11 protein-coding genes are annotated in these 12,942 nt (G+C 67.4%); all 11 read right to left on the bottom strand.

Going from position 1 to position 12,942, the window contains the following annotated elements; genetic code table 11:
- Nucleotides 1-12 precede the first annotated feature (12 nt).
- Nucleotides 13-1,479, bottom strand: a complete 1,467-nt coding sequence (locus tag N4R40_RS00605; RefSeq protein ID WP_261605427.1) for a glutamate synthase subunit beta — start codon at nucleotides 1,477-1,479, stop codon at nucleotides 13-15.
- A complete protein-coding gene (gene gltB / locus N4R40_RS00600; RefSeq protein WP_407665799.1) occupies nucleotides 1,472-6,055 on the bottom strand; it encodes a glutamate synthase large subunit in 4,584 nt (1,527 codons plus the stop codon). The genes N4R40_RS00605 and gltB overlap by 8 nt, the downstream gene beginning before the upstream one ends.
- Nucleotides 6,056-6,107: 52 nt before the next feature.
- The gene (gene lgt, locus N4R40_RS00595) at nucleotides 6,108-7,076 is read right to left on the bottom strand and encodes a prolipoprotein diacylglyceryl transferase (RefSeq protein WP_261605426.1); all 969 of its coding nucleotides are present in this window, start codon (nucleotides 7,074-7,076) and stop codon (nucleotides 6,108-6,110) included.
- Between the two features lie 217 nt (nucleotides 7,077-7,293).
- Nucleotides 7,294-8,079 carry a tryptophan synthase subunit alpha gene (gene trpA, locus N4R40_RS00590; RefSeq protein WP_261605425.1) on the bottom strand — a complete coding sequence of 262 codons (786 nt, stop codon included), beginning with the start codon at nucleotides 8,077-8,079 and terminating at the stop codon, nucleotides 7,294-7,296.
- On the bottom strand, nucleotides 8,076-9,335 hold the full coding sequence (gene trpB / locus N4R40_RS00585) for a tryptophan synthase subunit beta (protein WP_261605424.1): 1,260 nt from the start codon (nucleotides 9,333-9,335) through the stop codon (nucleotides 8,076-8,078). Before trpB ends, trpA begins: the two co-directional genes overlap by 4 nt.
- Nucleotides 9,332-10,108, bottom strand: coding sequence for an indole-3-glycerol phosphate synthase TrpC (trpC, locus tag N4R40_RS00580; RefSeq protein WP_261605423.1), 777 nt, complete (start codon nucleotides 10,106-10,108; stop codon nucleotides 9,332-9,334). The genes trpB and trpC overlap by 4 nt, the downstream gene beginning before the upstream one ends.
- A 1-nt stretch (nucleotide 10,109) precedes the next feature.
- Entirely contained in the window at nucleotides 10,110-10,340 is a 231-nt protein-coding gene (locus N4R40_RS00575; protein WP_261605422.1) for a DUF6704 family protein, read from the bottom strand.
- A gap of 36 nt (nucleotides 10,341-10,376) precedes the next feature.
- Nucleotides 10,377-10,964: a Trp biosynthesis-associated membrane protein gene (locus N4R40_RS00570; RefSeq protein ID WP_261605421.1), complete on the bottom strand. Its 588-nt coding sequence runs from the start codon at nucleotides 10,962-10,964 to the stop codon at nucleotides 10,377-10,379.
- A complete protein-coding gene (gene hisI / locus N4R40_RS00565; protein ID WP_261605420.1) occupies nucleotides 10,961-11,308 on the bottom strand; it encodes a phosphoribosyl-AMP cyclohydrolase in 348 nt (115 codons plus the stop codon). Before hisI ends, N4R40_RS00570 begins: the two co-directional genes overlap by 4 nt.
- Nucleotides 11,305-12,069 carry an imidazole glycerol phosphate synthase subunit HisF gene (gene hisF, locus N4R40_RS00560; RefSeq protein ID WP_261605419.1) on the bottom strand — a complete coding sequence of 255 codons (765 nt, stop codon included), beginning with the start codon at nucleotides 12,067-12,069 and terminating at the stop codon, nucleotides 11,305-11,307. The genes hisI and hisF overlap by 4 nt, the downstream gene beginning before the upstream one ends.
- Nucleotides 12,069-12,911 (bottom strand): ATP phosphoribosyltransferase, encoded by an 843-nt coding sequence (hisG, locus tag N4R40_RS00555; protein ID WP_261605418.1) that lies wholly within the window; start codon nucleotides 12,909-12,911, stop codon nucleotides 12,069-12,071. The genes hisF and hisG overlap by 1 nt, the downstream gene beginning before the upstream one ends.
- Nucleotides 12,912-12,942 lie beyond the last annotated feature (31 nt).

Raw genomic sequence — 12,942 nt, 5'->3', positions numbered from 1 at the left:
ATGGTTTTCAGCCTACGCGGGGAGAAGGCCGATGGCCACGTCGCGCGGAGCGACGGGCGACGGCAGGGTCGTACGCCCCATGAGGTATTCGTCCACGGCGGCGGCAGCCGCACGGCCCTCCGCAATCGCCCAGACGATCAAGGACTGGCCACGGCCGGCGTCACCGGCAACGAAAACGCCGGGGGCGGTCGACTGGTAGTCGTCTCCGCGATCGACATTGCCGCGGCCACTGAACACGGTACCGAGTTGCTCGTCGAGGGTGCTGCGCTCCGGGCCGGTGAAACCCATCGCGATCAGGACGAGGTCGGCCGGGATCTCATGCTCGGTGCCGCTCTTGGGGACGCGGCGCCCGTCGACGAATTCGGTCTCGGCCACACGGACGGCGCGTACTTCGCCGGCATCGTTGGCGAGGAACTCGACCGTCGAAGCCAGGTAGGTGCGCTTTCCGCCCTCTTCGTGCGCAGACGAGATCTCGAACACGTTCGGGTCCATCGGCCACGGTTGGTGACCGGGACGCTCGTTGGGTGGTTGCTGGCCGATCGCGAGGTTCGTGACGCTCAGCGCGCCCTGGCGGTGCGCGGTGCCGATGCAGTCGGCGCCAGTGTCACCGCCACCGATCACGACGACGTGCTTGCCTTCGGCGTGGATCTGGTGCGGCACCTGATCTCCGGCGACGGCCTTGTTGGATTCGATGAGGTATTCCATCGCGAAGTGCACACCGGCGAGGTCGCGACCAGGGATCGCAAGGTCACGCGGCAGCGTCGATCCGGTCGCGATCACGACCGCGTCGTACCGGGCCCGCAGATCGTCCCACGTGATGTCGACACCGATCTCGACACCGGCGCGGAAGCGCGTGCCCTCGTCCTGCATCTGACGCAACCGCGTCTCGATGTGGCGCTTCTCCATCTTGAAGTCGGGGATCCCGTAGCGCAGCAGTCCGCCGATCCGGTCGTCACGCTCATACACGGCGACCGTGTGTCCGGCGCGCGTGAGCTGCTGCGCGGCGGCGAGTCCGGCGGGGCCGGATCCGACGACGGCAATCGTCTTGCCGGTGAGGCGCCCGGGGGGCTCGGGCTCGACCCACCCGTGCGCGAACGCCTCGTCGATCGTCGAGACTTCAATCTGCTTGATCGTGACGGCGGGCTGGTTGATACCCAGCACGCACGAACTCTCACACGGTGCCGGGCACAGGCGTCCGGTGAATTCGGGGAAATTGTTCGTGGAGTGGAGACGCTCGATCGCCGCGCGACCCTCGCCACGCCACATGAGATCGTTCCACTCGGGGATGAGGTTGCCCAGCGGGCACCCTTTGTGGCAGAACGGGATGCCGCAATCCATGCAGCGCCCTGCCTGGCGGCGCAGGACCGCGGTGTCCCCCGGTTCGTACACCTCTTTCCAGTCCATGATGCGGACGGGAACGGGCCGACGCGCGGGGAGCTCGCGCTCGGTGACTTTCAGGAAGCCTTTGGGATCAGCCACCGGTCACCTCCATGATGCGGGTCCAGACGATGTCACCATCGGGGTCGAGCCCCTCAGCGACCGCGTCCTGACGGGTCTGTAGGACCGCGGCGTAGTCGCGCGGCAGGACACGGACGAAGTTCGCGGCCTCGGCCTCGAAATCGTCCAGGATGCCGGCAGCCAGCGCCGACTCGGTCTCGGCGACGTGCTGCTCGAGCAGGTCGCGGAGGATTTCCACGTCACCCGATCCGAGCTCGAGCAGCTCGAGCTCGCCCGTGGTGAGCGCTTCGCGGTTGACGAGACTGTGATCGAGCTTGTAGACGTAGGCCGTTCCGCCCGACATCCCGGCGCCGAGGTTGCGCCCGGTCGTCCCGAGGATGATGGCCAATCCGCCCGTCATGTACTCGAGTGCGTGGTCGCCCACACCCTCCACGACCGCCGTCGCACCGGAGTTGCGGACGAGGAACCGCTCCCCCACGACACCGCGGAGGAACATGCTTCCCTGCGTCGCGCCGTATCCGATGACGTTTCCGGCGATGACGTTCTGCGCGGCGTCGAAGCTCGCCTCCCGAGGCGGACGGACGACGATCCGGCCCCCGGAGAGACCCTTGCCGACGTAGTCGTTCGAGTCCCCCTCAAGACGCAGGGTGATCCCGGCGGGCAGGAAGGCACCGAACGATTGACCGGCGGAGCCCGTGAGGTTCACTTCGATCGAGCCGGTCGGCAGGCCGTTCTGGCCGTGCGCCAGCGTCACCCGGTTGCCGAGCATCGTGCCGACGGCACGCTCCGTGTTGCGGATCGGCAACGAGACCTCGAAGTGCCCGCCGTGGGCGATGACGTCCTGAGCCTGCTCGATCAGCGGTACATCGAAGTGCTGCTCGAGTTCGTGGTCCTGGTGGCGGGTGTTGCGTCGCGGCACGTCGGGTGCGAAGGCGGGACCCTCCAGGATCGGCGTGAGGTCCAGGCCGCTGGCCTTCCAGTGCTCGATCGCGCCGTTCACGTCGAGCAGTTCGTTGTGGCCGACCGCCTCCTCGAGGCTGCGGAACCCGAGCTCGGCAAGGTATTCGCGAACTTCCTGCGCGATGAACTCCATGAAGTTCACGACGAACTCGGGCTTTCCCGAGAACCGCGCGCGCAGCACCGGGTTCTGCGTCGCCACACCCACGGGGCAGGTGTCCAAATGGCAGACGCGCATCATGATGCATCCCTCGACGACAAGTGCCGTCGTCGCGAACCCGAACTCCTCCGCGCCCAGGAGCGCGGCGATGATGACATCGCGTCCGGTCTTGAGCTGACCGTCGGCCTGCACGACGACGCGATCGCGCATGTCGTTGAGCATGAGCGTCTGCTGCGTCTCGGCAAGACCGAGCTCCCACGGAGTACCCGCGTGCTTGAGGGAGTTGAGCGGACTCGCACCCGTGCCGCCGTCATGACCGGACACCAAGATCACATCCGCGAGGGCCTTCGCCGTCCCGGCAGCGACGGCACCGATGCCGGACTGGCTCACGAGCTTCACGTGGACGCGAGCGGCCGGGTTGGCACGCTTCAGGTCGAAGATGAGTTGCTTGAGGTCTTCGATCGAGTAGATGTCGTGGTGCGGCGGCGGCGAGATCAGCCCGACGCCGGGGGTACCACCACGAGTGCGCGCGATCCACGGATACACCTTCGCGGGCGGCAACTGACCTCCCTCGCCGGGCTTGGCGCCCTGCGCGAGCTTGATCTGGATGTCATCGGCGTGCGTCAAATACATGCTCGTGACGCCGAACCGACCGGATGCGACCTGCTTGATCGCGCTGCGGCGCTCGGGATCGAGGAGCCGGTCGACGTCTTCTCCGCCCTCACCGGTGTTCGATTTGCCGCCGATGCGGTTCATCGCGATCGCGAGCGTCTCGTGTGCTTCCTTCGAGATCGAGCCGTAGCTCATCGCGCCGGTCGAGAACCGCTTCACGATCGAAGATACGGGCTCGACCTCGTCGATCGGCACCGGCTGGCGTCCGGCCGTTTTGAGACCGAACATGCCACGGAGGGTCTTCAGCTCCGCGGCCTGGTCGTCGACGAGCTTCGTGTACTCACGGAAGACGTCGTAGCGACGCTCGCGCGTCGAGTGCTGCAGGCGGAACACCGTGTCGGGCGTGAACAGGTGCGGAGCACCGTCACGGCGCCACTGGTACTCGCCGCCGGTCCACAACCGTTCGTGAGCGCGGGCTGCGCCGTCTTCGGGGTAGGCGTACGCGTGCCGAGCCTGATTCTCGATCGCGATCTCGGCGATGCCGATGCCGCCGAGCTTGGTCTCGGTGCCGGTGAAGTACTGGGCGATGAACTCTTTCGAGAGCCCCACGGCTTCGAAGGCCTGCGCGCCGGCGTACGACGAGACGGTCGAGATCCCCATCTTCGACATGATCTTCAGTACGCCCTTGCCGAGCGCATAGATGAGGTTCTTGACGGCCTTCGCCGGCGAGATCCCCGTGATGAATCCGGCGCGGACGAGGTATTCCACCGTCTCCATCGCGAGATACGGGTTGACCGCCGACGCGCCGTACCCGATCAACGTCGCGACATGGTGGACTTCGCGGACGTCGCCCGCCTCGACCACGAGTCCGACCTTCATCCGGTTCTCGCGGCGGATCAGGTGGTGGTGGATCGCCGAGACCATGAGCAGCGATGGCACCGGGGCAAGGTCCTTGTTCGAGTCGCGGTCGCTGAGGATCAGGAACTCGGCGCCCTGCGCGATCGCCTCGTCGACCTCTGCGTACATCTCCTCGAGGCGCGCTTCGAGCGCACCGGGACCCTGGTCGAAGTGGTACAGCCCGCGGATCGTGACCGACCGACGCTCAGGCAGGGCCTTGTCGATGTTCTGAAGCTTGGCCAATTCGTCGTTGTCGATCACCGGGAAATCGAGCGTGATCGTCCGGGTGTGCTCGGCGCCCCAGGACAGGAGGTTGCGCTCGGGCCCGAGACCGAGGGCGAGGGAGGTGACGACCTCTTCGCGGATCGAGTCCAGCGGCGGGTTCGTCACCTGCGCGAACTGCTGCGTGAAGTAGTCGAACAGCAGGCGCGGGCGCTCGCTGAGCACGGCGATCGGGGCATCGGATCCCATTGCGCCGAGCGGCTCCGCACCGTTCTGCCCCATCGGCGTGAGGAGGATGCGCACTTCCTCTTCCGTGTAGCCGAACGTGCGCTGGCGGCGCGTGATCGACGCGATCGGATGCACGATGTGCTCGCGCTCGGGAAGGTCCTTGAGGCGGACGCGACCGCTGTCCAGCCACTCCTGCCACGGCTCCTGAGTGGCGAGCTGCGCCTTGATCTCGTGGTCTTCGATGATGCGCTGCTGCGCAGTGTCCACGAGGAACATCCGGCCCGGGCGCAGGCGTCCGCGCCGCTTGATGCGCGACGACTCGAAATCGAGCACACCCGTCTCGCTGCCGATGACGACGAGACCGTCCGTGGTCTCCGTCCATCGTCCGGGGCGGAGGCCGTTGCGGTCCAGAGTGGCGCCGACCAGGGTGCCGTCGGTGAAGATGAGGGCGGCGGGACCGTCCCACGGTTCCATCTGCATGGAGTGGTAGTCGTAGAACGCACGAAGTTCGGGCGTGATGTCCGCCTGCTTCTCGTACGCCTCCGGCACCATCATCATGATGGCGTGGGGAAGGCTGCGGCCCGTGAGGGTGAGCAGCTCCAAGACCTCGTCGAACGACGCCGAGTCACTCGCGCCGCCCGTGCAGATCGGCAGCAGGGGGCGGATGTCGCCGATCAGCTCGGATTCGAGTTGCGATTGGCGGGCACGCATCCAGTTGCGGTTGCCGTTCACGGTGTTGATCTCGCCGTTGTGCGCCAGCATCCGCAGCGGTTGGGCGAGCGGCCACGACGGGAACGTGTTGGTCGAATAGCGCGAGTGAACGACCGCCAACTCGCTCTGGAAGCGCTCATCCTGCAGATCAGGATAGAACGGCTCGAGCTGCAGCGTCGTGACCATGCCCTTGTAACCCAGCGTCCGGGCCGACAGGGAGACGAAGTACGCGTCGTGCTCGCGGCGCGCACGCTTGCGCAGTCGGTACACACGACGGTCAAGGTCGATCCCGCTGAGCGCGGGTGCGTCGCCCACCGCAGGACGGGAGACGAACAGCTGCTCGAACGCGGGGCGCGCGTCGTGGGCGAGCTTGCCGAGGTGTTCCTGTTCGGTCGGCACGTCACGCCAGCCGAGCACCGTCAGCCCTTCGGAGAGGGCGATGCCCTCGACGCCGGCCTTGATCTCGCCGCGGGCAGTCTCATCGAGAGGGAGGAAAGCCATGCCGGCGGCATACTCGCCTGCGGGTGGCAGGTCGAAGTCCACGACCTCGCGGAGGAATGCATCGGGCATCTGCGTGAGGATGCCCGCACCGTCACCGGTACCCGCATCCGACCCGATCGCACCGCGGTGCTCGAGGTTGCGCAAGGCTTCCAGCGCCAGCTGGACGATGTCGTGGCCCGCGTGGCCCCGGAGCGTGGCGACCATCGCCAGCCCGCAGGCATCCTTTTCGAACGCCGGGTTGTACATACCCTGCGCGGCGGGGAACACTCCTCCGGCGGTGCCGACACTGTGGCGGGGGCTCGCTTGCATGGCAACCGTCCTCACTCTTGTTTCAAGTTGGGACGACGTCGGCCCGGATGCGTTACTTAACGGCGCTGGCGCTTGTGGCGGTGCCTGCGTTGACGTCGGACGTGGGGGGTGCGCTCACGTCCACGAAGTCATCGGTGTTCTGTGAGTGTACAGCCCCGTCGGCGGACCATTCGCGTCCGCGCTGGTACGGCGAGGGCTCGAGGCCCGGGTGACGCCGCTTCTGCACGAAGAAGATCACGAGACCGACGACGACCCCGAAGATCGCCGCCCACACGTTCGTGCGGACTCCGAAGAAGATCTCGCTGGGATCGATGCGAATCGACTCCCAGACGATGCGTCCCGCGCTGTACCAGACGAGGTACAGCGCGAACAGACGCCCCCACTGCAGGCGGAACTGCTTGCCCACCCAGAGGAGGAACAGGACGCCGAGCGTGTTCCAGATCACTTCGTAGAGGAACGTCGGGTGGAACAACGTCCCCTCCGGCAGGCCCGCCGGCCACGCAGCGTTCTGGTAATCGATCTCCAGGCCCCAGGGGAGGTCGGTGGGCAGTCCGAACAGTTCCTGGTTGAACCAGTTTCCGAAGCGGCCCATGGCCTGGGCCAGCAGGAGTCCGGGTGCCAGGGCATCGGCGAAACTCCAGAACCGGATGCCCGTCCACTTGCAACCGAGCCAGGCACCGACCGCGCCACCGATGAGAGCGCCGAAGATCGCGATCCCGCCCTCCCAGATGAAGAAGACCGCCCAAAGGTTCTTGCCCTCGCCGAAGTAGAAATCGGGGTGGGTCAGCACGTGGAAGATGCGCGCACCGATGATCGCGAGCGGCACAGCCAGCAGGCAGATGTCGATGACCACCCACGGCTCGGCACCGCGCTTCGTCAGGCGCCGGTTGGTCATGAACGCCGCGACGACGATGCCGGCGAGAATGCACAGGGCGTAGAAGTGAATGGTCAGCGGCCCGAGTGGAAACGAGCTGATGCCCGGGCTCGGGATGGAGGTCACGACGGCGACGGAGGAAAGCACGAACGAAGTCTACTTCGCTCCGCGAACGTGCCCCGTCGCGCCGGGTGTCGGCGGCATCCCGCTCGCCCTCAGGTGGACCGACGGCCGTCGACGCCGCGTTCACACCGCACGATGTCCGCAGAATGTCGAGATGTCCGCACCGGATGCCGGTTATCCCTGCGGAGTTGGTGACATTCTGCGGAGTTCGTCGCCGGCGGCGACGGGGAGCGACCGCGCGTCAGGAGCGGGCGGTACCGGCGGCCAGGGCGCGCGCTTCGGCCGCCAGGCCCTCGACGCCACCGTCGCGGAGTGCGCGCACGAGGGCCGTGCCCACAATCGCACCGTCGGCATAGTCCACAACGCCGGCGACCTGTTCGGGCGTCGAGATGCCGATACCCACACACGCGTTCTCGACTCCGTGTGCACGCAGTCGCCCGACGAGCGCGCGCGCGGCGGCATCCAACTCGGCGCGCTCCCCTGTGATGCCCATCGTGGACACGGTGTAGACGAAGCCCGTCGACGCACGCGCGATCATCTCGAGGCGTTCGTCGGTCGAGGTGGGCGCGGCGAGGAAGACGCGGTCGAGGCCCGTGCGCTCCGACGCGGCGATCCAGTCGGCGGCCGCATCGGGCGTGATGTCGGGGGTGATCAGACCTGCTCCCCCGGCAGCGACCAGGTCGTCCGCGTAACGGTCGACGCCATACTGCATGACGGGATTCCAGTACGTCATCACGAGCACGGGGACATCCACGCGCGCGCTGATCTCACGGACGGCGGTGAACGTGTCGCGCATGCGGAATCCCCCCGCGAGAGCCGCGACGGTCGCTTCTTGGATGACCGTTCCGTCCATCACCGGGTCGGAATACGGGGGGCCGAGCTCGAGGATGTCGGCGCCGCTTTCCGCCAGAGAGACGGCAGCATCGATGCTCGTCTGCAGGTCGGGATAGCCCAGCGGGAGGTAGCCGATGAAGGCGCCACGACCCTCGGCGTGTGCGGCGTCGATCGCGGCCGCGACCCGGCTCACAGCTCGATCCCTTCACCCGAGGCTGCGTCGGCCGACGGCCCGGCTTCGACCGGATCTGCACCCTCGTCATACAGACCGAACCATTTCGCGGCCGTGTCCATGTCCTTGTCACCGCGGCCGGAGAGGTTCACAGCGATGATCGCATCGGGACCGAGCTCGCGACCCAGACGCAGCGCGCCGGCGAGGGCGTGCGCCGACTCGATCGCCGGAATGATGCCTTCGGTGCGGCTGAGGAGCCGCAGCGCGTCCATCGCCTCCGTATCCGTCGCCGGAATGTAGGTCGCGCGCCCGATGTCGGCCAGCCAGGCGTGTTCCGGCCCTACACCGGGGTAATCGAGCCCCGCCGAGATCGAGTGCGACTCGACGGTTTGACCGTCTTCGTCCTGCAGAACATAGGTCTTGGCGCCGTGGAGCACACCGGGTCGTCCACGTTCGATGGATGCCGCGTGCTTGAGCGTGTCGACGCCGTCGCCGGCCGCTTCCACGCCGTACAGGCGCACGGTCTCATCGTCGAGGAACGCGTCGAACATGCCGATCGCGTTCGATCCGCCGCCCACGCACGCGACAACGGCGTCGGGAAGGCGACCGGTTTCCTTCAGGAGCTGCTCGCGGGCTTCCTCGCTGATGATCTTCTGGAAGTCGCGGACCATCGCGGGGAACGGGTGCGGACCGGCAGCGGTGCCGAAGATGTAGTTCGTGGTATCGACCGAGGCGACCCAATCCCGGTACGCCTCGTTGATCGCATCCTTCAGCGTCCGAGATCCGGTGGTGACCGCGACGACGTCGGCGCCGAGCAGCCGCATCCGCGCCACATTCAAAGCCTGGCGTTCGGTGTCGACCTCACCCATGTACACCGTGCAGTCGAGGCCGAACAGGGCCGCCGCCGTTGCGGTCGCGACGCCGTGCTGTCCGGCGCCCGTCTCGGCGATCACGCGCGTCTTGCCGAGGCGTTTGGTCAACAGCGCCTGACCGAGCACGTTGTTGATCTTGTGCGAACCGGTGTGGTTGAGGTCCTCCCGCTTGAGGAAGATCCGTGCTCCCCCGGCGTGCTCGGCGAATCGCGCTACTTCGGTGAGAGCCGACGGACGGCCCGCATAGGAGTTCAGGAGCGCGCTCAGCTCGGCCTGGAAGGTCGGGTCGATCTTCGCGGCCTCGTAGACCGCCGTCAGCTCATCGATCGCCGCGATCAGCGACTCGGGCATGAAACGTCCGCCGAACTCACCGAAGAACGGTCCGTGCTGGTCACGCAGGCTCATGAGCCGGCCTCCAAGAATGCCGTCAGGGTCGTGACGGGGTCGTTCGTGACAAGGGCTTCGCCGACCAGGACGACATCGGCGCCGCCGGCACGGTAGTGCTGCACATCCGCCGGAGTGAGGACGGCCGACTCGGCGATCTTGACGGCATCCGACGGGAAATGTTCGGCCAGGGACCCGAACAGGTCACGGTCGAGCTCGAAGGTCGAGAGGTTGCGAGCATTCACGCCGATGAGTCGCGCGCCGAGATCACCGGCACGATCGAGCTCTTCTCGCGAGTGCGTCTCGACGAGCGGAGTCATCCCGAGCTCGCGAACCAACTCGTGCAGTTCGGCGAGAAGGGGCTGCTCGAGCGCCGCGACGATCAGCAGGACAAGATCCGCGCCGGATGCCCGGGCCTCGAGCACCTGGTACGGCGTCGCGATGAAGTCCTTGCGCAGCACCGGCAGCGACACCCGCGCCTTGACGGCCTCGAGGTCGGCGAGCGATCCCTTGAACTTCCGGCCTTCCGTGAGCACCGAGATCGCCGAAGCGCCACCTTGCTCGTACAAGGATGCCTGCAGCGCCGGATCGGGAATCTCCGCGAGATCACCGCGAGACGGGCTCGCGCGTTTGACCTCCGCGATGATCTTCACCTGCGCGGCAGGGGCGAGGGCCGCGAGTGCATCGCGGGCCGGGGGCTGTGCCAGGGCGGTCTTCTCCACGAGGGCGAGAGGACGCGCCTGTGCGCGAGCCTCCGCATCCGCTACCGCGCCGGCCGTGAGGCCGTCGAGCACGTCAGTGCTGCTTCGGCGTGTACTTGTCGCCGTGGGCACCGTAGCCCGCGCGAGCCATCGCCCAGCCGACGATGCCACCGACCGCCAGGAGCCCGGCGGACGCCCAGACGAGCGCGGGCATGTCGAGGAAGAAGAACAGTGTGCCGAGCGTGACCGCAACGAGCATGATCACGACGGCGGTCCAGGCGGCCGGCGAATGTCCGTGGCCGGGGTCGTCGATCGAGTCGCTCATTGTTCTCCTTCGGTGGCGCGTGTTCTCTGAGAGAGTCTAGCGGGAGGTCGGATCGTCGCCGCGCGAGAGGTCGTCCCACGAGTCGATCGCGTCATGCGGACGCGACGCCGGTGCGGCCCCGTCAGCCGTCTGATAGCGACGACCTCCGGAGGCCCACGCATGACCGGTCGCGAGTGTCAGGACGCCGCCGAGGCCGATGATCGCGCCCGCAATCCCGGTCAGATACGGCCAGATCGTCGGCGTGATCGACACGACGAGGCTGGCGACGGCGTCGTCTCCGGTGAGACCGGTGGTCGTCGTGACCGTTCCCGCGATCGCGTCGACGGGCAGGGTGAAGCCGACGCGGAGCGCCTGCACACACAGGGCGACACCGATGAACACCGCGATCCCGCCGAACGCGTAGCGCAGCACCCGACCGACGACGGTCAAGGCCAGGCCGAGGGCAAGCGCGGCAAGGCTGAGTGGTGCCAACAGCGTGACCGCCGCAGCTCCCGGCACCGGAACCGGATCGGTCGCGCCCGCACTCAGGGCGATGTCCATCCACGTCTGCGTGGACGAGATGATCGCCAGCGCGCCGCCGGCGACGATCGCCAGCACCGCAAACAGGCGCCCGCGCCGCGTCACCGTTCGCCGATCACGGGGGCCAGCGCATCCGCGTCGAAACATGTGCGATCACCCGTGTGGCAGGCCGCGCCGACCTGATCGACCTCGATGAGGAGCGTGTCGCCATCACAGTCGAGGCGGGCATCCTTGACGAACTGCGCATGGCCCGAGGTGTCGCCCTTGCGCCAGTACTCCTGCCGCGACCGCGACCAGAAGGTCACGCGCCCCTCGGTGAGCGTGCGGCGGAGAGCCTCGGCATCCATCCACCCCAGCATGAGAACCTCTCGGGTGTCGTGCTGCTGGATGATCGCCGGAACGAGACCGTCCGCCGTGAAGCGAACCCGGTCGATTCTCAGGTCACTCATCTGCGCACCTCGATTCCTTCGCCCATGAGCTGGGTCTTCACGTCACCGATCGAGAAAAGACCGGAGTGGAAGACGGATGCGGCGAGAACCGCATCGGCACCCGCGCGGACAGCGGGGGCGAAGTCGGAGAGTTTGCCGGCACCGCCCGAGGCGATCACCGGAACGCTCGCGACCTCGCGCATGAGCGCGACCAGTTCGAGATCGAAACCGTCACGCGTGCCGTCGGCGTCGATCGAGTTGACCAGGAGTTCGCCCGCACCACGCTCGATCGCCTCGCTCGCCCAGTCGACGGCGTCGAGCGTCGTGGCGGTGCGTCCGCCGTGGGTCGTCACGACGAATCCCGAACGCGTCGCATCGGATCGCTTGACGTCGAGGCTCAGCACGAGCACCTGCGCGCCGAAGCGGTCGGCGATCTCACCGATGAGAGCGGGTCGGGCGATCGCGGCGGAATTGACGCCCACTTTGTCGGCGCCGACCCCGAGCAGACGCGCAACGTCCTCGGCGGAGCGCACTCCCCCACCGACCGTCAGCGGAATGAAGACTTCTTCGGCGGTCCGCCTAACGACGTCGTAGGTCGTCGAGCGGTCATCGACCGTCGCCGTCACATCGAGGAAGGTGAGCTCATCGGCCCCTTGCGCGTAGTACAGCGCGGCAAGCTCGACGGGATCGCCCATATCGCGCAGGTTCTCGAAGTTGACGCCTTTGACGACCCGGCCGGCAGCCACATCAAGGCAAGGGATGACCCGGCAGGCGAGGCTCATCAGAGTCTCGCGTTGTGGATGGGGGTGACCAGGATCGCCCGCGCTCCGATCGCGTAGAGAGCGTCCATCACCTGGTTGACGCTCGAGCGCGGGCTCATGACGCGCACGGCGACCCACGCGGGATCGCGTAGCGGCGAGATCGTCGGGGACTCGATACCCGGCGCGAGGGCGACGGCAGCGTCGACGAGATCGGCCGGGAGGTCATAGTCGATGAGGACGAATCGTTTCGCGACGAGCACGCCGCGCAGGCGCCGCAGGAGCGTCTCTGTTCCGGGAGCCTCCTCCGGCGCGCCGATGAGGACGGCTTCGGACTGCAGCAGCACGGGTCCGAAGATCTCCAGACCGGCCTGCTTCAACGTCGTCCCGGTGGAGACCACGTCGGCGACCGCGTCGGCGACCCCGAGCTGGACCGCGGACTCGACGGCGCCGTCCAGCGGGACGAGATCGACGGCCACGCCCTGTTCGTCCAGGAATCCGTCGACGAGCCCCGGATACGCGGTGGCGACGCGCAGGCCCTCGAGGTCACCGACCTCGGTGAAGGTCCCGGGAGGGCCGGCGAAGCGGAAGGTCGACGCGCCGAAGCCGAGCGCCTCGATCTCGCGCGCGCCCGGCATTCGAGCATCCAGCAGCAGGTCACGGCCGGTGATGCCGACATCCAGCGCGCCGGACCCGACGTAGGTCGCGATGTCCTTCGGACGCAGGTAGAAGAACTCGACCTCGTTGACGGGGTCGATGACGTGCAGGTCTTTCGGGTCGCGTCGGCCGGTGTATCCGGCCTCGGCGAGCATTTCGGCGGCGGTCTCGGCGAGCGAGCCCTTGTTCGGCACAGCGATTCGCAGCATGTTGCGGGCTTTCGGGGTCGTGAGCGGCGGG

It is taken from the genome of Microbacterium memoriense (genome assembly GCF_025398275.1).
Taxonomy (GTDB): domain Bacteria; phylum Actinomycetota; class Actinomycetes; order Actinomycetales; family Microbacteriaceae; genus Microbacterium; species Microbacterium memoriense.
This window is presented reverse-complemented; position numbering and strand designations above follow the sequence as displayed.